This is a genomic window from Cyclobacterium sp. SYSU L10401 (assembly GCF_010993705.1).
GTDB lineage: Bacteria > Bacteroidota > Bacteroidia > Cytophagales > Cyclobacteriaceae > Cyclobacterium.
In genome coordinates this window covers 40,883-64,897 of record NZ_WOFO01000005.1, presented here as the reverse complement: position 1 = coordinate 64,897, position 24,015 = coordinate 40,883, and the positions used below count along the sequence as shown (strand labels likewise).

At 37.1% G+C, this 24,015-nt stretch carries 24 protein-coding genes; 9 read left to right on the top strand and 15 right to left on the bottom strand.

The features are described from left to right. Positions 1-44 precede the first annotated feature (44 nt). Positions 45-1,178: a hypothetical protein gene (locus GL182_RS13200; RefSeq protein ID WP_163380171.1), complete on the top strand. Its 1,134-nt coding sequence runs from the start codon at positions 45-47 to the stop codon at positions 1,176-1,178. On the opposite strand, the gene GL182_RS13195 is transcribed toward GL182_RS13200, so the two are convergent. The 9 genes from GL182_RS13195 to GL182_RS24290 form a co-directional block, all read right to left on the bottom strand. Further along, the gene (locus tag GL182_RS13195) at positions 1,179-1,838 is read right to left on the bottom strand and encodes an FkbM family methyltransferase (protein ID WP_163380170.1); all 660 of its coding nucleotides are present in this window, start codon (positions 1,836-1,838) and stop codon (positions 1,179-1,181) included. A 109-nt stretch (positions 1,839-1,947) separates the two neighbouring features. Further along, entirely contained in the window at positions 1,948-2,595 is a 648-nt protein-coding gene (locus GL182_RS13190) for a PIG-L family deacetylase (RefSeq protein ID WP_163380169.1), read from the bottom strand. Further along, entirely contained in the window at positions 2,576-3,538 is a 963-nt protein-coding gene (locus GL182_RS13185) for a hypothetical protein (protein WP_163380168.1), read from the bottom strand. The genes GL182_RS13190 and GL182_RS13185 overlap by 20 nt, the downstream gene beginning before the upstream one ends. 12 nt (positions 3,539-3,550) lie before the next feature. After that, positions 3,551-4,015 (bottom strand): 7-cyano-7-deazaguanine synthase, encoded by a 465-nt coding sequence (locus GL182_RS13180; RefSeq protein WP_163380167.1) that lies wholly within the window; start codon positions 4,013-4,015, stop codon positions 3,551-3,553. Continuing rightward, complete coding sequence (locus GL182_RS13175) at positions 4,012-4,545, bottom strand: JmjC domain-containing protein (protein WP_163380166.1); 534 nt, start codon at positions 4,543-4,545, stop codon at positions 4,012-4,014. The genes GL182_RS13180 and GL182_RS13175 overlap by 4 nt, the downstream gene beginning before the upstream one ends. Before the next feature lie 16 nt (positions 4,546-4,561). Continuing rightward, positions 4,562-4,993, bottom strand: a complete 432-nt coding sequence (locus GL182_RS13170) for a hypothetical protein (protein WP_163380165.1) — start codon at positions 4,991-4,993, stop codon at positions 4,562-4,564. A gap of 142 nt (positions 4,994-5,135) precedes the next feature. Then, on the bottom strand, positions 5,136-5,585 hold the full coding sequence (locus tag GL182_RS24300; protein WP_240469829.1) for a transposase: 450 nt from the start codon (positions 5,583-5,585) through the stop codon (positions 5,136-5,138). 36 nt (positions 5,586-5,621) lie between these two features. Then, positions 5,622-5,789 (bottom strand): hypothetical protein, encoded by a 168-nt coding sequence (locus tag GL182_RS24295; RefSeq protein WP_240469828.1) that lies wholly within the window; start codon positions 5,787-5,789, stop codon positions 5,622-5,624. Positions 5,790-6,373: 584 nt separating this feature from the next. Beyond that, positions 6,374-6,673 (bottom strand): hypothetical protein, encoded by a 300-nt coding sequence (locus GL182_RS24290; protein WP_240469827.1) that lies wholly within the window; start codon positions 6,671-6,673, stop codon positions 6,374-6,376. Between the two features lie 442 nt (positions 6,674-7,115). Here GL182_RS24290 and GL182_RS13160 point away from each other — a divergent pair, with 442 nt between their 5' ends. Continuing rightward, positions 7,116-7,769, top strand: a complete 654-nt coding sequence (locus tag GL182_RS13160; protein WP_163380164.1) for a RadC family protein — start codon at positions 7,116-7,118, stop codon at positions 7,767-7,769. 141 nt (positions 7,770-7,910) lie between these two features. Here the strand turns inward: GL182_RS13160 and GL182_RS13155 are convergent, their stop codons facing one another. The 5 genes from GL182_RS13155 to GL182_RS13135 form a co-directional block, all read right to left on the bottom strand. Beyond that, entirely contained in the window at positions 7,911-8,660 is a 750-nt protein-coding gene (locus GL182_RS13155; protein WP_163380163.1) for a hypothetical protein, read from the bottom strand. A gap of 237 nt (positions 8,661-8,897) precedes the next feature. Next, a complete protein-coding gene (locus GL182_RS13150) occupies positions 8,898-9,443 on the bottom strand; it encodes a hypothetical protein (RefSeq protein WP_163380162.1) in 546 nt (181 codons plus the stop codon). Beyond that, the gene (locus GL182_RS13145; RefSeq protein WP_163380161.1) at positions 9,440-9,958 is read right to left on the bottom strand and encodes a stage II sporulation protein M; all 519 of its coding nucleotides are present in this window, start codon (positions 9,956-9,958) and stop codon (positions 9,440-9,442) included. Before GL182_RS13145 ends, GL182_RS13150 begins: the two co-directional genes overlap by 4 nt. Before the next feature lie 6 nt (positions 9,959-9,964). Further along, positions 9,965-10,228 (bottom strand): hypothetical protein, encoded by a 264-nt coding sequence (locus GL182_RS13140; protein ID WP_163380160.1) that lies wholly within the window; start codon positions 10,226-10,228, stop codon positions 9,965-9,967. 24 nt (positions 10,229-10,252) lie between these two features. Further along, positions 10,253-10,579, bottom strand: a complete 327-nt coding sequence (locus GL182_RS13135; protein WP_163380159.1) for a hypothetical protein — start codon at positions 10,577-10,579, stop codon at positions 10,253-10,255. A 183-nt stretch (positions 10,580-10,762) separates the two neighbouring features. On the opposite strand from GL182_RS13135, the gene GL182_RS13130 reads away from it, so the two are divergent. The 7 genes from GL182_RS13130 to GL182_RS13100 all read left to right on the top strand — a co-directional run bounded on the left by GL182_RS13130 (position 10,763) and on the right by GL182_RS13100 (position 23,177). After that, positions 10,763-10,981, top strand: coding sequence for a helix-turn-helix domain-containing protein (locus GL182_RS13130; RefSeq protein ID WP_163380158.1), 219 nt, complete (start codon positions 10,763-10,765; stop codon positions 10,979-10,981). Between the two features lie 383 nt (positions 10,982-11,364). After that, positions 11,365-14,652 (top strand): SNF2-related protein, encoded by a 3,288-nt coding sequence (locus GL182_RS13125; RefSeq protein ID WP_163380157.1) that lies wholly within the window; start codon positions 11,365-11,367, stop codon positions 14,650-14,652. A gap of 8 nt (positions 14,653-14,660) precedes the next feature. Then, complete coding sequence (locus GL182_RS13120) at positions 14,661-18,431, top strand: Eco57I restriction-modification methylase domain-containing protein (RefSeq protein ID WP_163380156.1); 3,771 nt, start codon at positions 14,661-14,663, stop codon at positions 18,429-18,431. Further along, positions 18,421-19,692 (top strand): phospholipase D family protein, encoded by a 1,272-nt coding sequence (locus tag GL182_RS13115; RefSeq protein ID WP_163380155.1) that lies wholly within the window; start codon positions 18,421-18,423, stop codon positions 19,690-19,692. Before GL182_RS13120 ends, GL182_RS13115 begins: the two co-directional genes overlap by 11 nt. 1 nt (position 19,693) lies before the next feature. After that, positions 19,694-20,101, top strand: a complete 408-nt coding sequence (locus GL182_RS13110) for an EVE domain-containing protein (RefSeq protein ID WP_163380154.1) — start codon at positions 19,694-19,696, stop codon at positions 20,099-20,101. Next, positions 20,098-21,087: a DUF3644 domain-containing protein gene (locus GL182_RS13105; protein ID WP_163380153.1), complete on the top strand. Its 990-nt coding sequence runs from the start codon at positions 20,098-20,100 to the stop codon at positions 21,085-21,087. The genes GL182_RS13110 and GL182_RS13105 overlap by 4 nt, the downstream gene beginning before the upstream one ends. A 362-nt stretch (positions 21,088-21,449) precedes the next feature. Beyond that, positions 21,450-23,177 carry a protein kinase domain-containing protein gene (locus GL182_RS13100; protein ID WP_163380152.1) on the top strand — a complete coding sequence of 576 codons (1,728 nt, stop codon included), beginning with the start codon at positions 21,450-21,452 and terminating at the stop codon, positions 23,175-23,177. 116 nt (positions 23,178-23,293) lie between these two features. On the opposite strand, the gene GL182_RS13095 is transcribed toward GL182_RS13100, so the two are convergent. Then, positions 23,294-23,848 (bottom strand): hypothetical protein, encoded by a 555-nt coding sequence (locus GL182_RS13095; RefSeq protein ID WP_163380151.1) that lies wholly within the window; start codon positions 23,846-23,848, stop codon positions 23,294-23,296. Between the last annotated feature and the right edge of the window lie 167 nt (positions 23,849-24,015).

The following is a 24,015-nucleotide window of genomic DNA, read 5'->3' as shown; positions in this document are numbered from 1 at the left end:
AAGGAATTGTAATACGATTTAATGAATGGCAAAATTCACAAAGCATGAATGATCTTCAGTTTTCGATTGTGCCTACAAGGCCTAAAGATTCACACATAATCGACCAAAGGTTTTGTTTATCGGACGCAATAATTCAACTTGCCCAAGAGCATATTGATAGTGGTATTGAGGAAAAAATTCATTCCTGTTTAGATAAATGGAATCGAGGAGACATTGGATCGCCAATATCTGATTTAAGAGTCATAGTTGAGCCTATAAGAATGACCCCACCATCATTCCGTCGATTACAACTTATGAACTCTTTCCTTAGAGTATTTAGTCGCCCCCAGATAATCACAAAATATTTAGAAGCATTGGTAATTGCCTCACAAGATAATCGATCTGGTGATTCAGAGTTAATAAATAGACTAAAAGATGATACACTTCACTCAATGTATGGTTGGTGTGGTAATTGTCAGATTTTTTATACGTCATCTGCACCTCTACCCTATTACGGAATAAAATCAAAGAAGTTACAGCGTCAAATGGGATATCCCGTGGGTGTTTGGGGAATTAACATCCATGTTTGGCAGCCTAATTCAAGTGCGATACCATTTAAAGTAAAAGGAAATCTTCCAAGTAACATTATTACTGAACCCCCACATTCTCACCCGTTTGATTTTGTGTCAATTGTTCTAAAAGGGAGGGTTCACCAAAGTACTTATTACCCATGCAAAAATGAAGATAGCGCCTCTTCATCCATTTCCACCTATAAGGGTTTTGGATTTGAACATGTTGACGGTGTTTGGCCGCCTCACACTAACAAGAATAAATGCTATTTAAAAACCTTAGAACATCGAGTTTTAATCGAGGAAGGAGGCGCATATTTCATGCCCCTAGAAGTTGTGCACGACGTTCAAGTTGAGAAAAATGTGGCATCTAAGACGCCAGCGATTAGTTTATTCTTCGCTTCCGAGTATTATTCGCCAGCACACGTTTACACAACCAAGGAAATGATAGATTTTCATAATAGAAATCCATTTCTCAAATACGAAGGCTCAAAACTGTCGTCATCCCAATGGGAAAAAAAGCTAATTTATATTTCAGAATATCTATTGAATACCAGGGAGACATTAAATTTGAACCCAATAGTTAAGCACCGTAAAAGCTATTCATTTTTACTTAATGCGCAGAGCTAGTTACCGAGAATGTAGAATTCTAAAATGACCTTCAGAGCTTTTTACCTCATTTAACAAATATATTTCTTTATGACCAAATTTTTTGATCAAGGATAATACCAGTTCATGTTCCTCGTCAGAATGTGTTTCAATTAAGACATTTCTTATACGTAAGTCAATATTCAGCAACTCAAGCAAAATTGGGACTTCCATGCCTTCGGTGTCAATTTTAACCACATGCAAATCATTTATTTTTAGATGTTGAAGTACCTTTTTAAGATTTATGCTTTTTACCTTTTCTGCGCCAAAGGTGTAAATGCTAGAACATTTACCTCCCCCTGAATTATTTATATTCGCAGTGTAGTAACCGTGTTTCTTAAAACCACAAGCGCCTTTTAAGCAAAATACTTTTTCTACCTGCTTCGGCTTGGAATTTTCAACTAAATAATCGAACGATTCGTCAGGCTCTATACAAATAAGATTAGCAATATCAAAAATTGATTGTATAGACCAGGCAAAGGCACCTATATTAGCTCCGATATCAAGTACATTAATCTCATTATCAAATTTCAAATCATTCAGGTGATAACAGTCAGATATCAATACTTCATCCAAGATGTCAATATCACCTATAGCCGTTTTATTTTTTCTTTTTCTTAAAGAGAATGGTGATCTGTGCATCTTGCTCTTCAAACTTAAGACTTCAGAATTCTCACAGTCGTTACAATAGTATAAACTCATGTAATCATCCACGTTGGTGAAATATCTTGAAACATTTTTGTGTCGATCCTTAAACTTCATAGAATAATTCCCCCCCATTATTCTTGTCAAATTGAATCACTCCGTCTATTTCATTTTTTAGCAATTGAGTCTTGTAAGCAAGCAACATATTTCTCTTCACACTGAAATCATACAATACTTTGATTGTTTTTTTGTACCCTGTCATTTTGTACAAACCTTGTTCTACTTTTGATAGGTATGGCTGATTGTTATACAAGTAGATTTTGGCTAAGGGATAAATAAGATCCTTTATTGAATGCACAAATTGATGATCTGGATCATCACAGGACATATCGGAAGGTAAGAGAATAGTGTCCGGTTTCAAATTTTGAATAAAGTCGATAATCTTATTCTTGATAAGAATCGGATCTCTTTCAACTTTCAATAAATCCGATGTGAACCAATCCTCTATTTCTGTTAAGTAAATGTTAACTTTTAATTGGCGATAAGCATTTTTTTCTTCCCTTTTTCTAATTCTGGTGTTTAAGGATAATTCATTTACACCGAAATGTGTAAAGGAGCTTTTTGAGAAAATATTTAATATATGGATATCCTTTTCTTTACTGAATCTGGAAATAAAACCACCTGCTGATAGACACGCATCATCTATATGAGGAGAAAGAATCAAAATCTTATTGCTAGTTAGAAAAAAACTCATTCCATTCTTTATTGTTGGTCAATTCGGTGATTACTTTATGAGCCAGATCATCGATATTTTGTCCATTCAAGTTTGTTTTACAGGTTTCCAAAAATTCTTTATCAATTGTAGCAGATACGTTTTGTGCTACACTTGATAATTTGGATAAACGATATGCAAGAATGCGTTTAATATCGCGTCTAATACCTATTAAAGGTAGCGATGATAAGTCATGATGATTCGAGTAAAAATCAAATACATGGAAGCAGACTATGTCGGTCTCCTCAAATAACATTCTAGAGAAGTCAGTTTTTGTTGAATTATGGTAGAAACTCGATTTTGATGCAAAAAAGTCTTCGAAGGAGTGTATCCAAAAAATATCTTCGCCATAGAGTTTTGGAAAATAGAAAGGCTTATTAAATTTGGGTATTAAGATTGAGCCTCCTATTCCATCATAATAATCATCATATTTATTTGGTACTTTAGAAATTTTATTTTTGAACCTCTTCAAGGATGAGTTGTCCAAATGGCCATTGGAAAGTAGAAGAGTCGGAATATTTCTTGACAAACCAGAGGAGATGAGCTCTAATAGGTTCTTTTCTTCACCTTTAAATATGTAATCATCGTCAAGAAAAAGTATTTTCTCTAATTGAAATATTTTACAAATTAATTGAGCAACACTTCTTGCAACAGGTGTATTCCACGTTCCAGTACCTATTCTCAGTTTTTTAGAACAATCTGGCAAAAAATCTAAGTTCTGCTCCCTAAGTAATTCCCATAATTCATCATTTACAATAGTCAAATCAAACAGGTCAATGGATTTATTGATTTCGATTGAGCTACTGCCATCGTTCACTATTACAATCCGAGAAGAATTACGTAAAGTTGATGGTAAAGTAGATAATTGATTATTGCACTTAACAGAATCTCCATTCGATATAATGACAATTGCATCTAAGGTCATTCATTATTGATTTTAATTATTGGTCTCTCTCAGAACATCTTCTTTCGTGTAATTAAGCAATGGCAGCCATAATTCAATCTTTTTTTGCTTTTCCAACCTGGACACCTTAATGATTTGTCTAAAAAACTCTTTAGTTCCTGTATAGACTTGTCCGTAACTAGACTTCAAATCATCTTTAATTACTCCTATCCCAATATTGTCAATGCCTCGCTCTGCGCAAATATCAATGGCTAAAGAGAGCATTGTTTGGTAAGTGGGTTCGACTACTAAATTTACTTCGATCCATCTCAGCGGATATTTATATCGAAACTCCTCAAGAATTTCAATTTCATTAAACGACCTTTCAGGATATGAAATAGTTAGACATTCTACTACCTCAAACTCTTGTAATGCTTTTGAAAGCATTAAAACAGAATCCACACCACCAGAAAAACAGACTAGTATAGAAGTTTTATTTAGTGATTTTCTTGCACTCAATGTATTCCAATTGTTAGATGTAGGGAATGTTCTGCTTTTGTGAACGCCCCATGTATTACTGATTTGCTAATTCTGAGGAACTCATATTTTTTCAGTCGAAAAGGAAATGATTGATCAAATGATCCGCTTTCAATGTCTTTAGGATAAATGCACCAATACTTTTCCCCAGAAAGCTGAACAATCAAAACGTCATGCTGATCACTATGAACGCTAAAACCTTGGCAGTTGGGAGGTGTAAAATACAAGTTTAAGTGTACCGTCCTTTCTAGTAAATTTTCTAACAGAGCCCTCAATTTACAAAGAACAGTGTCTTCAGTATCAATAGCATCTAATACTATGGTTACTTTATGATTTGTAATCCAAGTGAGGTTCAGGTCTTGTAACTTATATTCTAAAATCCTTCCATTTTTTACCAAACGAAGCTGATCCTTATTGATATCTCTACATCTTTGGAATACATAGTCCAAATCAATATTCTCAATATATGGGACCAGATTCCTTACATCTAGGTCAAAGTCTGTTTCCTTCAAAATTGAATGCCCAAATTTACTTTTTATCCCCGTCCGTATCTTTTTTGTTTTTGATTGAAATTTGCCTATCACTGACAATAAGAACCTTATCTCCACCATCCGGATTGAATCTTACTTCAAATGAACAATCAATTCTTTCAACCTGTCCATTTGCTCCAATGATCTCAATCCCTTTAGTACCAATAGGAAAATCAAGCGTTAAAACCTTCTCAAAGGGGAGTATTCCGGGCAGAGCGTACTTTCTTAAACATCCGACAACCTCTATTCCCCAATATTCAGGAGTTTTTGAATACACCAAAGGAATGAGATCAACTTCGAGGTTTAGATAAGGAGATATCCCATCTACAATTAAAGAACTGTAAAAACTATCTCCTGAACCTTGTATATGAGCATCTTCAAATGTGATTAATTTCCAACTTTTTATGTGTTCTGACTTTCCTTTGACCATATGATTTAAAATTTGTTAGTTGAATTTACTTTATTTTCAAATATAAACCCAACTATTTTATAAAAAACTTAATGATTTTACAATAATTTCTTGTTTAGCTACCTGAAGTCTTATTTGGGGCTTGCTGAAAAACTCAACCAGTTCAATGTTCGAGAACCACCCCAGAAGGTAATCTGAGCTGGTTTTTTGGTTCCCGAGGTCTCAAAACGGACTCTAAGGCCTGCGTAAGTACGGATTTAAGGTGTTGCCATGCTGAAAAACTCAGCCATGGGAGTGCGTCCCCGGCCAATTTGACCAGGTTTAGCACTAATATAATGGAGGCGATCCACGATTGGCTGGTAGTTCTGAGCCGGGCTCTGATTTGATTTATCCCGAAGCCGTTCTTTGCCTGCCCGAACTTCCCTTCTTCCGGGTTCCTCTTGCCGGAACTTACGTAGTTTTCCAGTACCTTCACCGATGGTCTGCCCAAGGGTTTGGCCGCCAGCTTGATTCCCTTTTCCTTCAGCCATTTCCGTTTCTCTCGGCTGCAGTACAGTTTGTCCGGCAGAACCAGGGCCGAATAGAACCCGAACCTTTCCCTGTACCTTTCCACATAATCGCTGAGGTGCCTTCCTTCGTTGAAAGCGTCCTAGGATACCGTGTCCAGAAATGAATAACCGTCCACTATACTAATATGGATCTTGGCCCCGCACTCGGTTTTTGCCCCCGCTTTTCCCCGCACGATAGGACGCGCATGGGGTTCGTGGATACTGACTATCCGATCGTCCACCTGATGGCTCCTGCTTTCAAACATCATCAACTGCTGGCTGTATAGCGTCCAAATGATCTAATACTTCCGCTGGGGTTTATGATCGAGCGGAAAATCCTCAAATCGGTCCAGCTGTTTTTCAATTGTTTTGAAGTTTCTCCTTAGGTATTGGAGCTTTGACTTTATCCCTTTTCGGATTGTTTTTTTCGATGGGTTCTTATTCTGGGCTACCTTTAGGAAGGCTTTCCTGGCAGTTTCCCCATAAGTCATCGGCTTTTTTCCCAGCGGCTGTTTCCCGTGAAGAACATCTATGAGCTCTTCGGTGATCTCCCAGGCTTTATTTAGCAGCCCGTGACCGGTAGGATAAGCGATATTCTGTGGGCAGACTGTCGAATCATAGATAAGCTCCCACTTGATTTGCGTCTCCCCGTCGGGAGGGCCTCCGCATTTGTTCTTTCCTCCCTTACCTTTCTTTTCCTTCCTTTTGACGTCCCTTTCTATGGAAAATCCTGAATCCTTTCATTCATCTCCCCGATGAGCACCTGTCCGAGACGCTTTCTGATGTCGACAAACAATGATGCGTCGAAGGGAGCTACTTTGAAATAGGAACAGTCGCCCAAAAAGTATTGGAGTTACATGTTTTCCGTAATTTGGGCGACCGCTTGCCAGTCATCAAGATTAAGAATATGCTTGATGATCAAAGATCCTATCAATACCCTGAGGTTTAACGCAGGTCTACTACTCTGTTTTGCGGGGTTATGCCTGTAGAAAAGGCTTACCAGATTATCCCCTGGAATCTGCGTACAAAGAAATACGCAGCGGTTGTTGGGATCAAGCAAATTGTAAAAAGGAGTCTCAAACCAGCTGAGAGAAAGCTGTCTGGGGCTGGTATATTCACTGCGCGGTGCACGCCTTTCGAGGGTCTTTCGCATAATTACTTGCACTCGTACCCCATTACTTTCCGAAAAATCCTTCATATTACCAATCCTTTAGCCAATTTACACTTTATCTGCAGGCCCTAGAATAGGTATTTATCCCTGGTTAATACTCCCCTCGTTTATGACAGGGGAGGTTTTTTTCGGTGTTTTGAATCCTCAGTTTTTAGTTTTTGTCTCAAATCAAATCTGACCCATAGATTAGTCCAATACATATAAATTGACCAAATCAATGACTCACCAATTTATGGGCTATTTTTTCACATGCATCCGAATTGACTGTCTGAGATATACCAAGGAACTACGGCATAATAGGAGGTGACCGACAGAGATGATTTATTCCGTTCCTCCTTGTGCTTAGTGAAAAACTCCCCATGGGATGGGCTTATCATTCCTTTAGCCCTCCAGTGCCAGGAGTTTTAAAGTCGGTAAGTACATTATGAAACGATTCAATTTATTATCAGAACCCACCGAGATGCTTTACAACCAGGGAAAATCCGCCATGACAGACTATCATATCATCGCTGCCATTGCCAATATTCCGGTGGACAAAGCCAGGGAGATATTGGCCAGAGCAGACCATAAACTGGGCGAATTGGCCAAATGGGACCTTGAAAAATGGTTGAAGATTGACGGAATAGGGTATACCCGGGCCACCGCACTAGTCACTTCCTTTGAACTGGGAAGAAGAAGGATGGTTGAACAACCGGATAAAAGAATCAAAATCAACTGTTCACAAGATGTGTACAATTGTATGAAACCGTATCTCTTCGATGAAGTGGTTGAGCATTTTTACATCGTTTTGTTGAACCGGAATAACCAGGTAGTCAAACTCCATAAGATCAGTTCAGGAGGGACGCACGGTACCTTGGCGGATCCCAAGTTGATCTTCAAGAAGGCCTTGGATTACCTTGCCTCGGGATTGATCCTGGTGCATAATCACCCTTCCGGAAATCTTACCCCTTCCGAATCGGACAAGAGGCTTACGCAGCGGCTGATTGAAGTCGGAAAAAGCCTGGAAATACCGGTCCTGGACCATTTGATCTTTACCGATGCTTCCTACCTTAGTTTTGCAGATGAAGGCCTAATATAGGTCTTCATTTGTAAAATTATTGGATGGGATCTCAATTTTGTCAATTAATTTAGATAATAAACCTTTAGAAAAATGATAAAAAATTACACCCATTTATAAAGTGACATCTAAAATATTTCAGCTCAAGGATAATAGGACATTTCAAGCTGGCAAATCGTCCTCATCTTCATTATTTTTTTCTCTTTCACTGTCCTCAAATAAATCTGGTAATTTTTTTAAGGCATTAAGAATCTTATGCAGTTTTAAGAAAAAATGGTATTCCCTCTTTTCCTTTTCTTTCTTCATTTCAAATTCCCACAACAAGGCCTTGATTTCCAACTTTATCTCCTTCCCCTTTCCTGTAACATAACTAAATCCAATTGGGATTAAGCCTAACACAATAATAGAAAAAGGGCCTCCAATTGGTAAATCAACAGGATCCTTAATTAAATCGTCCTCGACTAACTCATTATAAGTCTTACTTGCCTCTAATTGAATCTCTTCAAATTCAAAGAAAAGAGGAGGCAATCCAAAAGTTTCTGCCAAATTATCACAAATAATTGTGAATATTTCTTTTTCACTTTCAATTCCAAAAGTATTGTAAAATGTGGTTATTCTTTGTTGATTATCAACCACTGCTTTCCTGAAGCCTTCTTCGGTTTGAATAATTAATTCTTCAGCAGAAATTTTATCTCCGATAGTTTCAACTATTTTAGACAATACAATTGCCCAATAATAAATTTGCTTTGATGTCAAAAAAATTTGAGTATTATCAAGTGGTTGACCTTTTGTGAAATTATCAACATTTTCATTAGTAAGATCATTTGTTAAAAAAAGGAAAGCAAATTGATTTAAATTGAAGAATTTTTCTCCAACTTTTAATCCAATCAAATCTAGACCTGTGTTATTCATGTTTACCATTAAAATTGTTAAAAAGTAAGTTAATAAAAAATTGTTTAATTCAATAATTTCCAAAATCTCTTTTTCCAGAAGGATCTTAAACTTATGAAATTGAGAACACCTTACATGAGGAAAGTGATCTGCCCAGAGGATTTGATTAAATTACCAATCTAGTTTAAAATATAAGTTACTAGAAGGCTGATTGCATTTTTTTTTAAAATTCTACCCAACTTTTTATTTCAATGGCATTTAAGATTGCAACTGATTTAAAAAATATTTACCGAGTACTACCAATAATGTAGGGGTACAACTTATGGCAATGGCTTTTCCAATTCCCAGTTCGAACTCATGCCATAACATAATGGCAAAAAACAAGTAGAACCCCAGCCAAAAAATATAACTCAGTTCCTCCATATCCGACAGCCCCAATCCCATAAAGGAGGGTTGATTCAAGATTTCAGAAAGGGTACCGCTTTCTTCGATCCCATACAACACCAACAGGTAAATCAGGCAGTTGAGGATAATGGGGATGAATGATATAGTAATCACAAAGGACAGCTTTTGGGAATTAAATTTTTCATCCAGCAAGGTGAACATGAGGCCGGAAGTCAGCATGTAGAATACGAAAAGCATCAAAGGCACAAAAAGGGCAATCAGGTTGCTGATTCCCCGAAACAATCGGAACAGTTCCATATTTTCCAGTTCACCGGACTGAAGGGCATAAGACCTGCTGGATATCCAGTAAAACAGGACGGAAAGGGTAAATAGAACGATATAAGGCAGGTATTTTCTCATCCGGAGAAACTAACATATACTTCCAAAACAGCGGCTAATAATAGGATGACCAGGGTAGTGGCTGACAGGATCAAAAATTTTTGGTAGTCAAATTGATGACTCCTTCCAAGGATGAATTTTTTAAGTAGATATAGTCCGAGGTAAAACCCCAGTGAACCCGAAAGAATGATGGCAGCGATTTCGATGGCATGGGGGAGCAGGTGTCTTATAATTAAGGCAAGTGAAAAATTATCCCCTGCCACAGATAGGGTATAACCCAATACGACACCATTGTAGAAAGTATTCAGCAAGGAAATGGCACCCAGGGAAAAACCACCACCTATATTAATCAAGGCTACTGATATATTGTTTCCGGCAATGGAACAGAACAACTTTGATTTGGAATCCGCCATCATTGCTACCGATGGCTGGACTTCCGGTAGGCTCAAATCAAAATCGGAATCAATGAAATACCCTACCAGCAGCCCTGTCAGGTAGACGGCGGCCGCTGATAGGGTAAGGGGTTTAGCATTCATGGCTCACTACATACCGGCAGTGGCTCCTGCGATCATCCCTCCTGCAGGGCCAGCCACCATACCAACACCAAAGCCCCATGCGGCGGCATCTATCAGGCCAATGGCATTGATGGCCAATCCAGCTTCAGCCGAAGCGCCTCTTCGTGCGGCCAGGTAACTAATACCCGCCCAAACTTCTCCTTCTTTAGGCGCGGCTTGTTCTACGCTTCCCATTGCAAAACTGCCACAAATGGCAATCAGGATAAGCAGACTTTTCATTTTAGTTTTCATAGTTGTTTTGTTTTAGTGAATGAATCAAATAAAAAAGGAAATGGCTTTTGAAAATTTGGTATTGTAATAGAGGTAAAGGGATACCAGGCCAAATGCGGTGAGGGCATGGACGAATCCGACCAGGAATGCCATCACAATATCTTCGTGCAGGTAGAATACAATTTGTTCGGGTACCACAAATGACAAAAATCCGATCACATAGCCCCAGGTGAAGGATTTGGTTTTCTGCGGAACCACAGCTCCCCCGCAACGGGGACAGGCAAAGGCATGATCGTTTTTGACTTTCAGGATTACCCGAAAGGGCAGCTTTTTGTCACAATGTGGGCAGGTAAACGATTCTTTTTTCTCCATAACTCTCAATCAGGACCGGGGGACTCTAAGATCCCGAACCTTAGGTGTATTAAAATGTAAAACGATTGTTTCATTTTTCTAAACAATAATATAGAAAATAAACCTATTTTCAAAACAGTTATTTGATCTTTAGTAACAAAAGTATCGGATAGCTAAATTGATGTATTCTAAAACGATACATCCATGACAGATTTGGGCTTGTATTTAGCCAAAAGGACGGTAAACAAGGCGGAAGTTTCAAGGCGCACGGGCATCAGCAAATCCCGGCTCACCCAGCTAACTTCCAACGACTCCGCCAAACTCCGAGCCGACGAACTCTACCTCATCGCCCTGGCCATCAATGCGGATCCGGGAGAGATGTTTAAGGAGTTGTTTGGGGGGTTGGGGTTGAAGGGGAAATGATGAAACGGCATAGATTCTCATAAAAAGCATCAAATGAAATGGAGTTTATATTATCCAATTCCAGAAGGTTCGAGTTTTTCAGTACATATGGGAAAAAGGTATTTTTTAATTACCAATCTTCGGGAATTTGAACCGGAGTATCCACTATCTTAAATTGAGCAATTCTAGTTATTTTGAATGATTGGGTTACAAAGACCACTAAATCTGTATTAAGTTTCTCCTTTTAAATTAAAAAATCGATATTTAAAAGTGTAAAAACCTAAGTCTTTATTTTTCAAGTTTCAAATTGATTCAAACAAATGCTAATAGACAATAAATCAATACAAAAAAACCATCCAACAAAACTTTTTGAGTTTTTTAAAAAATACATTAAGAATAAAGGAATGGTCAATGCTGTTACTGGATATTTTTCACCTTCCGGACTGGCGAGGTTTCAAGAGCATTTTGATGAATTCGTTGATGAATACAATTTGCTTATTGGGGATCTGGTAACCACTGAAAGCACCAAGGAAAAAGTTTACCAGTTACTTTCAGATAATCTTAGCATAAAAAACGGAGTAAATTCTTTAAAAGATTCTGATTTAGCCATTAAATTTTTACAACAAGACAAGGTTAAAATAAAAACCCTCAAACCTAATTTCTGCCATGCAAAGGCATATTTATTTCAAGAGGCTTCCAATGATCCCCAGAAAAATTTTCATATCGTGGGAAGTTCAAATATGACAGAGGCAGGGATGGGGCTAAAGTATTCATCCAACATAGAATTAAATACAGCCGATTTCGGAGGGAGTAGTGATTACAAAGAAATGCAGGATTGGTTTAATAGCCTGTGGGACCATAGTTATGCAAAAGATCACATCATAGTAGATGACAAAAAGGTTCTTTTCAAAGATTATCTAATAGGATTGATTAAGGATTATCATAAAAAATATACCCCGGAACAGATTTATTACAAGGTCTTATTCGAACTGTTTAAAAATGATTTTTTAAAATTTGACCAAGATCCTGAATTCAGGGCCCAAATAGGGAGTCTTGAAAATACAGCCGTTTTCAAAACCCTTTATCCATTTCAGCAAAAAGGAGTCTTAAGTCTTATCAAAATGCTCCGAAACTATAATGGGGCCATTTTAGCCGATGCTGTTGGTTTGGGGAAAACCTGGCAGGCGTTAGCTGTAATGAAATTTTTTCAAATGAGAAACCACGAAGTTATCTTACTCTGCCCAAAGAAATTACACCAAAACTGGACTAAGTATCAAAGGAAAAAAATGTCCAGATTTGAGGTTGATAAGTTGGATTATACCATCCGATGGCATACTGATCTGCAAGATGATCGTCTAGAAAAAAAAGATGACGGACTCAAAATAGAAGACTATTTCCAAAGTGATGGTTCGAAACTGCTGGTTATAGATGAGTCACATAACTTAAGAAATGATTCTTCAGCCAGGTATCAATTTTTGATGGAGGAGATTATCAAAAAAAATATTGATATCAAAGTGCTTTTGCTTTCTGCCACTCCCATTAATACAAAACTGGCAGATATAAAAAATCAATTCAAACTATTTGTAAAAGGGAAAAACAATGGATTTAAGGAATCACTTAGTGTGCCAAGCCTAGATGCTTTGTTCAGGGAATCAGATAGAGAGTTTATTTCTTGGGTCAATAATCCTGATGAAAATATTGATCACCTTATTTCCAGATTAGGGGATAGTTTTATAAGGTTAACAGATACAATGGTGGTTTCAAGAACCCGTGACTTGATAAAAATCGATGGGCTTGATTTTCCTAAAAACAACGGTGCAGTCAATAAGTATTGCAGTCCTAAAAATATTGGAGATATCAATAGCTTTGAATCTTTGGAAGAGGCCCTGCCAGATGTCTTGGCTGGTTATAAACCAAGTATTTATGCCATACCTTCCACTTTTAGAGTGAGCGCTATTGAAGATGCGAGGATTCAGGATAGCTTTTTGGTCAAAATGATGTATATTCTGATGATCAAGCGGTTTGAATCTTCTTGGAAATCCTTTCAGATTACTTTGGAGAGGATTTTGGCCCATCATCAAAATGCACTTGATGTTAGCTTAAACTATAAGGCAACTAAAATCAAAACGGACGCTCTGGTTCGATTGGATGGTGATCTTGGGATTACGGAAGAGGAAATGGAGGAAGAGGAAGAGTTTACCCTTGGTAAAAGAGAAATCCGACTTCAGGACATTGATGCACAGGGTAATCTGGAATATTTTATTGAAGACTTAGAGTCGGATGTCAATAAGCTCAAATTGCTTAAGGAAAACCTGAAAAGGCTGGAAGATGAAATTCAAGACGAAACCGGAGACCAAAGCAAAGACAATAAATTGAAAGAGCTTATCAAAATTATCAGGGAAAAGCAAAAAGCTCAAAGAAACGGTGGAAATAAAAAACTGATTGTATTTACTACTTTCAAGGACACGGCAATGTATCTTTTTGATGAATTGAAGAAACGTGGATTTCAGCAACTGGCTGTAGTGACAGGAGGGAAAAGTTTTGTTTCAGGAGAAGAGATCCCATATGGAGAATTCGAACCAATTTTGGAACGATTTGCCCCATTTACCAAACTTTATATGGAAAGGGAGTGGCCTGAATTTTACAAAAATGAAGCAGTGAGTGATTGGGAGAACTTTTTAGCTTGGAAGGATTACATCAAATCACACAAACCCTCGGTAGATGAAGAAATCCAGAATCCTATCGACATTCTGATCACTACCGACTGTCTTTCCGAAGGACAAAATTTACAGGATGCGGATTTAGTGGTGAATTACGACATACACTGGAATCCAGTTCGAATTGTGCAGCGCTTTGGACGTATTGATAGAATTGGGTCCCCCAATATGCAGGATGGTATTTCAGCCGTCAATTTCTGGCCAACTGATGACATAAATACTTACCTCAATCTCCAACACAGGGTAGAAGTCAGAGTGGCCGCTATGAAACTCGCTGGTTCGGAAGTGCCCAAGGGCTTCAATGAAAGGATTGGTGAAAAAGCCAGCAGTGAAATGACCAAAGAATTTCAGAAAGCAAAAATGCTGCGGCAGATGGCTGAAAAAATTGAAGAAATAGAGGGAGATGATGTAAAGAATTTTTCTTTTGCAGACTTATCCATGGAGAATTTCCGTCAGGAGTTATTCCAGTTGTTGCAAAGCAAAAAGAAAGAACTGGAAGCAATTCCAAACGGCGTTTTTACCGGTTTCAAAGCAAATCCGGATTTATTTCATCAGGCCATCCCTGAGGGAATGGTAGCATTGATGGGTTATCCAGCCAAACCTTCAGGTGTTGTAGACCATCAGTATAAGGAATTACACCTGATGTATCTGGATAATGAAAAACAAGTAGTATTCAAAAATCCAAAAGAAATCCTTGCAGTACTCCAATCTCAAAAATTAAGCAAAAGGCAACTACCTAAAGGATTGGATGCCGGGGATGAATTGGTCCTAAAGCACTATTCGAAAAGCCTCTTGCACTGGTTGGACATTCAGGCAGGTAGGGAAATAGAAAACACGATGGATGATATTTTTGCCGGAGATATAACCTTTACTAAAAGCAGCTCAAATGATGAAGAAGAACAAGCTTTTTTGGATGAAAAATACCAAGCTGAGAATTTTGACTTAATCTGCTGGATAGCAGTACAAAATAATTAACGAAAAAAATGTACCTAAACACTTATTTTGATCAGCATATTGACCTTGGAAAGGGAGTCCGCCAGTTTTTTGAAGAATCCCTGAATTTGAACCTTCAAACACCCACCGAAAAACCTATCCCCACAAAAGCAGCTTTTAAGGATAAGGATTCTGAAAAACTTAGCGATTTAGAATCGATATATTTTGCGGGAAAACTTTCTGATAAAACTTTTCGACAGGAGGGGGAAAATTCCAGCCTTGAAGAAACAGAAAAGGAGATTGAAAGAGGAAAATACGATTCCATTCTAGTTTTTGGGGTAGAATTGAATATAGATAACCCAAGCAGAAGCAGACTCTCTGAAATTACCAGATGGCTTAACAGGAGAAGCTTGGGAGTTCCTGTGGCTGTGGTTTTCAGGTATAATAGGTGCTTGGCATTTGCAAATTCGGAAAGGCTACCATTTGTCCATCAAAAAAATGAGGGGGAGAAAGTTGGGAAAGTGGTCATGCTTAAGGACGTATTTATTGAAAACACGCATGCTGCCCATTTAAAAATTATTCTAGGTGATGGGAAGGGTTTTGATGGATTAAAAATAGATGAGGCTAAAATTAATTCCTTTGAAAAACTCTATCAATATTGGCAATCTGTTTTTGCCCTTCAGACGCTAAATGACCAATTCTATGCTGATCTTCAAAATTGGTTTTATTATGCTTTAGAAAATATCAATTTACCTTTCTGCCCAAACTATTTAGACAAAAAGGAGAATGGGAAAAACTTTTTGGTAAGGTTGCTTTCAAGAACCCTCTTTTGTTGGTTTGTCAAAGAAAAAGGCTTGATCAGAAAAGAATTACTAGAGCTTGAAGATTGGGAAGGAAACAAATATCCGCTGGTTCATGACATTAGTGAAAAGAATTTTTTGAAGAGCAATTCTTACTATAGGGGCATCCTTCAAAACATTTTTTTTAACGCGCTCAATCAAGCTGATAAGAAATCTTTAAAAGACTTTAAGTGGACCAATTACCTTCATTCTGATTTTGCCCTGAATTGGTTGACAGACATCCCATATCTCAATGGAGGGATCTTTGACAAATTGGAAGAAGACAATGCTAAAGAGAGTATTGAGGATGGCGCCATTCAGATCCCTAACTTCCTATTTTATGGAATTGAAACTGAAGAAAAGGTACATGTTGGAAGAGGTAAAACTGCCCGGGAAGAGGTGCAAAAGGTAGAGCACAAAGGACTTAATGGGATCTTGAAATCATACAAATTCACTTTGGATGAAAATACACCATATGAAGAGGATGTAGCTTTGGATCCAGAAATGCTTGGATTGGTATTCGAAAATCTATTGGCAGAATTAGATCCTAACTTGGAAGACAGCATCAAGAAAAGTATCCGTAAACTTACAGGTAGTTACTACACACCTAGAAAGGTGATATTAGAAATGGTAAACGATAGCCTTTTCCTGTATCTGACTAAGTATTTGGTAGAAAACGTAAGAAAAATAGAAAATGCTAAACAGTCCATTTCTAATCTGATTTATAAGCAGGAGGTGGATACCTCAGAAACCAAATTCTGTGATGCTATAGTAGAAGCTTTGGACAAATATAAGGTACTTGACCCTGCTTGTGGATCGGGTGCCTTTCCCATGGTTATGTTGCATAGGATGGTTGATATTCTGAAACTAGTAGACCCTGATAATGAGCGCTGGCTAAAGCTAAAGTTAAAAAATGTGGATGCTGCACAAAGGGTACAATTCGAAAAAGTACTTAAAAAGCATTTGGATGATTACAGTAGAAAACTTGGAATAATTCGGGACAGTATATATGGGTTAGATATTCAGCCACTAGCAGTTCAGATTACCAAACTTCGATTTTTTATATCCTTGCTTATTGACCAAAATACACATAATGGTATAACACCAATGCCAAATATCGAGACCAAAATCATTTGTGCGGATAGTCTAAAAAATATTCAAGTTGATCTATTCTCTAATGATGCCATAGATAGGCTCACAGATGCAAGGGCACGATATTACCAGCCGGATATTAGTCACGAAGAACGTGAAAAAATTACTAATGAAATTATAGATGTATTAGATCAGGCATTTCCCTTCTTTGCCAAACAAGTAACAGGAAAATCAATACCAGGTCAGAATCCTGTTTTACTTAAAGAATGGTTTACCCACAGCACACTTGCCGCGCCATTCTTTAATATGGACTTTTTCTATCCCGAGCTAAAGGATGATGGTTTTGATTGTGTGATTGGAAATCCTCCATATGGAGGTGTCAAAATCAGCGAGGATGTGCGATCAGCCTTGGATATAGAAAGCAAGGATCCATACGGAGCATTTATTGCAAGATTCCTAAATGATGCCAATAAGCTTACTCCGCTCAAGCATGGTGGAGTATTAGCTTATATCGTCAGCGACACCTTTATGACCATCAAAAGCCACTTGAAATTACGCAAGAAGCTTATGCAGAACTATGTGCACAAAATGATCCGGGTACACCCGGATACTTTTCGTGCTACAGTCAATACCGCTGTGATGGTGGCCGAGCGGAATAACAAAAAGGAAATTGACGATAAACATATCTGCCTAATGGCCGATATGACGAATATTTCTATACATGACAATTACGAGCACTTTGTGGAGGTATTGGGCCAAACTCGTGGAGCAGATTTTGAAGGGTCAGATATGAATTTGCAAGTATCCAACGAAGAATATGCTATTTATTATTATCCTCAATCTTTAATTAGGACGAATAGCAACTTACCATTTTTTGTAGCAAGTCCGAAACTCTTTGCTTTGATGAATGATGGGAATGACAAATTAATTTCACCTAAAAGTCAATTAAAAGAGATTGCTGGAAAGCAGGTTAATGTCCGTAAATTAAAGTTGAATGAAAAAAATATAGAACTGGTAAAACTTGGAGATATAGGTGCCGCACCTCACGGGATTTCTACAGGAAATAATAAGAAATATGTTAGAGTTAAGTTAGGGACAAAAGGATCTTATGATAAAATAGAAGCCTGGATGGTTTTCCCGTCTAATAAATTATCTACCTTATCTAGAAATGAGAAAATAAATGGTCTTGATAAGGATTGGAATAATTTAACTGAGTGTTTTGTGCCCTTTGAAAAAGGTGGAGAGTCTGACTCGGATGATGGATGGTTACCTAATTATTATGTGCCTACTCAATTTTTTATCAACTGGGCTAAAGGTGCTATTTTGGATATGAAAAATAACCCAGGAGTAGCTTGGAAAAATGAGAAATATTTTTTCAAAAAAGGCTTAACCTTTTCTATATCAGGTATATACGCACCAACATTTCGCTTAAATAGTAAGGGGGTTTTTGAGGCGAAGGGGTCGGGTTTATTTTGTGAAGGGGTTGAAGATGAAAAATTACTTGGAATTTTGTCTTCAAAATTCGCTAAGTTCATATTTAAAAATTTCATAAAGCATACTGTAGATACTAGTGGAGATGATATTGCTGCTTTTGTTTTGAATCTGGGTAACCAAAAGGTTTTAGATCAAATTAAAGAATTTGTTAAAGAAATCATATACCAACAGAAAGACTTTTCTCGATATGACTATGCCAGCCACGAGCAAATAGAAATAGACAAATTGGTCTATAAAGCCTATGGTTTGAATCCAGAGGATATTCAAGCAGTTGAAGATTGGTTTGCCCGCAGGTATCCCAAGCTGTCTGCTGCCCAGAAGGCCAATTTGCGGAAGTTAGGGAAGTCGGATGATTATTTGGAGTTGTATGAGATAAAAAAATGGCATGTTAAATAAAAAGCTAAGTATTTCACTTTTAAGAGGAGAAAAGCTCCTTTCCAACGCTGACGAGGTGTTTTTGGCATCTGCAAGCGTGAGTTTCCCTGCTTTAGAGCTTTTGTTGCGAAATGTGAATCCAAAAGCAAAACTCAATTTTTTGATCGGTATTCACCTACCCAGTCAATTATCCGCTTTTGAAAAATTAATTGATGGTCATGAAGAAGGAAACTGGTCTTTTAGACTTTATGCGGATAACTTTTTTCATCCAAAACTTTACCTGTTGAAAGGTAAGGGTTTTGTTCGAGGCTTCATTGGTTCTGGCAATTTTACTCAAGGAGGTTGGTTTAGAAATGAAGAACTGTTTCATTCTTTCGATGATGAGGATTCATTTATCGAATACAAGAATTGGTTTGATCAGATGTTTGCCAAGGGGTATTTAGTTTCCAAGGAGCGTTTGCCAATATTTCAATCACTTTTTGAAAGAAAGGCTATGGAGAAGCAAAGGGATAAAAAAGAGATCAAACTATTGCAGGATATTTTAAAAGGTAAGTTTAACATTGAATCTATAAATTTTGAAGGGCAATATTTTTCGAAAGAGCATCACCTAACATTTTCTCCGGAAAATTCATCTAAGGAAAATGATCCAATTGTAAATGAGTTAAGAAAAAGTGTAAGGAAAAGGTTATTTAACCTTAACGATAGACTTTGGCCTGAAATACAATCCAAACCCTGGAAGTTGGATAAACATTATTTAGAAAATGATATAGTAGCCAGTACAGAGTTAAGCTTCCATAATTCAAATGAACTGAATTCACTTTGGATTCACTATGGAAGATCAAAAAGTGAAATCAAAAAATATGGTGATAAAACTCCGTTGTTTTTTGCCCGACTTCAGGTTATTATTCATTTTGATGATGTTGGTGTCTGGCTAAGGTTTGGGAAATCGGGGGATAGTATTGAGGATCGGGCTTATTTTCAATCACAGATGAATAATAAAGGTTACAAGGAGAAGTTTTTTCAATTAATCCGTCAATTAGGTAACGATTATTGGATAAGAATTGGTGAGGAGGAAAAATTTTTAAATGAATTTAAGGATTCAGAAGCGCTTCATGATTTTGTAAAAAGAGATAATTGGAAGTCTGATTATTTCATTATTGGAAATAAAATCAGTCCTGAAGATAAAAGATTGAAAGATGATTATATTGTAGATACGGTTTTGGATGATTTTGAAAAACTCTATCCGCTATATGTATTAATGAAGGATAAGTCATTTGAATAGTATGAACTATTGGTTGGTCAAATTTGCTCCTTTTCGCTATTCCTGGCGGGATGTCTTGAAGAATGGAAAATTTGAAATCTATTCCGTAAGAAATCCACAGGCGAAGAATAACCTTAGCTTGATGAGCTTAGGAGATCAAGCACTTTTTTACCATAGTCAGGAAGGACATGAGGTATTGGGAATGATGAAAGTAATTGAAGAGGCACATCAAGACCCTACTACAACAGATAGCAAGTGGATATCCGTAACCTTTGAACCTGTTAGAAGTTTGGAGAATCCTGTTAGTCTAAAGAAAATAAAATGTGAGCCTAAGCTGTCTGAAATAGGATTGATCAAGCAGCAACGGCTGGCAGTGATGAGATTAAATAGAGAGGAGTTTGAAATGATTTTAATTTTGGCTAAAGCATGAGAATCAATCAAACCTATCGCAGCTTACTGGATAAATCTGTTAACTCTATGCTATCGGCTATTGAGATTTACAATAAGCCGAATTTTTCTTATCGGGAGGAGACTTTTGCCATTTTGGCTACCAATGCGATAGAACTACTTTTCAAAGCGCAATTATTAAAATCTTCCTCTTATCAGATGAAAAGTCTATATGTAATGGAACCTGTTCCAAAAAAAGACAAAACTCCACATAAAACCAGAAAGAAACCAAAACTAAGTCGCAGCCAAAATCCGATGACGATCAGTCTATTTGATGTTATCAAAAAACTGGAAAAAAAGGGTTTTAAGTTAACTGAAAATCACTTGGCAAGTATTGAGGGGTTGGTGGAATTGAGAGATAATGCCATTCACTTTCATAATGAGGAATTTATCTCCAAAGAAATTCAGGAGTTGGGATTTGCCACTATCAAGAACTACTTGCACATCATCAAAAAATGGGATCTGGAAGTAGATTTGTCAGTTTACAATTTTTACTTAATGCCTTTGGCATATGTGGATTCTAAACTAGTATCGGATGGTTTGGTTACTGATGAGGTAAAGAATTACCTAGCCTTTGTTAAAAATAAAATTGATAACCAAAATAAAGAAGACGAGGAATTTGACATTGCGATTTCTATAGATATCAATTTCTCTAAGAGCAATAGTTTTGACGGAATAGGTTTTAAGTATGATCCTAAGGGGGTTTCAATAAATGTAAAAGAAGAAGATATCAGGAAAAAATTTCCTTTAACCTATGATGAAGTTAGGTTGAAAGCAAAAGAGCGGTATTCTAATTTTAAACGAAATCATGACTTTAATATCCTGATGAAAAAAATCAAAATAGATGATAAGCTACACCACGAAAGAAAGTTAGATCCTGATAACCCGAGGTCACTGAAGAAGGCATATTACAGCAGTAATATATGGAAGGAATTTGATAAGCATTATACAAAAAAGAAGAATAATTAAATTGCAGAATGAATCTGTTTGAAAGTTATTTTTGGAATAATGGCTAAACCGAAAAATAAGGAATTACTGGTTGGTCAAATTTGCGCCTATTCGTTATTCCTGACTGATTGTTTTAAAGTGTGGAAGATTTGAAATCATGATGGAACATTCATTTGGGAAATTATCCATAGGAAGCGGAATTTTTAGTTTATTTGATATCCTCAGAGGTATCCATGAGGGGTAAATAGTGGTACATAAGTCTACAAAGTATCAAGGAAAAAGTATAAACTCACGAGCCTTGGATTATAATATTGTGACGGTTTATTAATGAGGAAATTATCAAATAACTAAATTTTAGAATCTAATTAGTACGAGAATATTACATGGAAAAAATCTTTGACGAAAAATACAAATTTGTCCAGAACCTAGGTCAGGGAGGTTTTGGACAGGTGTTTTTGGTAAAGGAAAATATTACCGGAGAATTGCGGGCCATAAAAAAATTAAAAACCGAAAATCCGGATCAGTCGGACATCATTCATGAAATCCAGCAGGTAGCTAAACTAAAATTACCAAATATTGTCACCTATCACCATCACTTTTGGGCAAACTCACAGCTATTCTTTGTAATGGAATTTTGTTCAGGAGGAAGCCTACATGACCGAATCAGGAACAAAAAAATCCAACCTGAAAAAATATTTGATTGGATCAAAGAATTAGCACTTAGTCTGGAAAAAATTCATAGTAGTGGAATGATTCATAAGGACATTAAACCTCCCAATATCCTTTTTTCAGAAAACGAAATGCCTAAAATATCAGATTTTGGTATGGTGAATAAGTTTGGTGGTACACTATCCTATATGAGCCCAGGAGCAATAATGCGGCAGGAAAACTCAAATGTGGATGGAAGAGAAGATGTTTATGGTCTAGGAGTGACTCTATTGGAGGCATTGCTTGGACATAACCCCTTTTGGGGTATGATGCTTCCTGAAATTATTGAAATACATCAATCGCTTGATTTTCCTATTTCTCACCTTCCCTTATGGCAACAGGATATTTTACTTAAAGCGATCCATATCCAGCCCGAATTGAGATTTCAATCGATGGCAGATTTTGCTGAAGCCATTGAGGCAAAACAAGTGCCCTTCGTATTCAAAAAGGAAACGCTTGATGCGGGGATTTTGGCTGAAAAAATCCGGAGACTGATAAGATTGAAAAAATGGAGCAAAGCCCAGGGAGTTGTGGAATATGCCTTAAAACATTTTCCCCTTAACCTCAATATTTTGGAAGTTACTGGTAATTTATACCTAAACAGAAATAGGATTGATCTCGCTGGGAAAGCATTTGAAAGAGCGTTGAATATCAACCCCAGATTGAATATTCAAAGACAGTTGGGTGAGATTCAATTGGAGTTAAAGAATTTCCCAAAAGCCATTTCCCTTATTTCAGACCATCTGCACCGGAATCCAAATGATTTGACCGCACAGAACCTCTTGTTGAAATGCTTTTATTTGACTGGTCGCTATGAAGCTGGAATTCAACTTACCAAGGAACTTTTGAGGATCTTTCCCAAAACGGCTTTTTTGACAAATAACCAACTTTTATGCGAGATCCTAATTTTGGTAAGTAGAAACCAAATGGCAAAAATGAATTTTTCAACTAATAATAATCCTTTTGCAAAATACAACAAGGAGGTTTGTACAGAACCAGAATCTGTACAAAGCTCTACCTATAAAGGAAAACCACATATCAAATCAAAGCTCCTTTTCATGGAAAGTAGGTTTGAAAAGGTGCTTGCTTCCGAATTATTTATTGTGGATTCAAATATTCCCGAATTGATCAACAAGTCCTATTTTCAGTCAATAATTAAAATTGGAAGAGATGGTTATTATTACAATGACATCTTCTTGCCTGGAGGGAACATGATTAGCAGGCGTCATGCCGCAATTATCAATCAAAAAAATGATACCTGGATTTATGACCTGGACTCTAATTCGGGTCTTAAAGCAAATGGAGAAAAAGTAATTGGCAAAGCCCAATTGATCGGCGTATCCAAGATTGAAATCGGAAATTTTTGGTTTAGGATAAGCACGGATAGAGGGAGGTTGGTATGAATATAAATTCAAAAGGATGAAATTTTACCCTTAGGGTAAATTTCCAGCATCGGTGGTGTATGGGGTATCTTGGCGGCAACTAAAAACATTTTTATAGTTCTTGTTGATCATGCAAGCTAGGATTTAAATTCTGTGCCTTTCCAAAGTTTTTCGACCTCCAGTAAGCTGCAGGAATCCTGCTTTGCTATTAATTCTATTCCCTCAATAATAACCCTATATTGAACATAGTTCTTTATATCTTTAATTTTTTTGACCGAATGGGTTTTAGTCATTATGGCATCATTTTTTTTATAATTTTCTCTGATACCGTCTAATAATCCACCGTCTATTGGTGGATGAACATGTTGAGGCAACCCCGGTCTGCCAATTGATGCCAGGTATACCATTGTCTTTAAATAGACATTAACCAGCTTGGCAGCCCATCCAATACACATTTCTGGTCTAGCCAAATTTATTTCCAAGACACTTTTTTCGTGCCATTGGTTGAACTCTTGCTTGGTGATGGGACTGTATCCTTTCAGCACCTTATCGTATTCTGGAGTATCTATTAAAGGGTATATGTCGGCACGTGATTTTAGCGGGCTCCCGGATCTCGTTGACGAAAAAGCACACCACCTAGCATAATTTCTAATAATTAAGTGCCTTGCATTCGATAAATTCAATTCTTCCATTTTCTTAATAAATCGTTAAAGAATAGTTTTAAATTTTTCCTCAGCCAGCATGTTGGCATCCCATGCAGTTTTCGAATCTGATAGCCCCACTTCCAAGCTAGACAAATTATTTTCGATGATATTTTCTACAGCGGGATGTTCAGGTTGTAGTCATTTTCTTTCAGGTC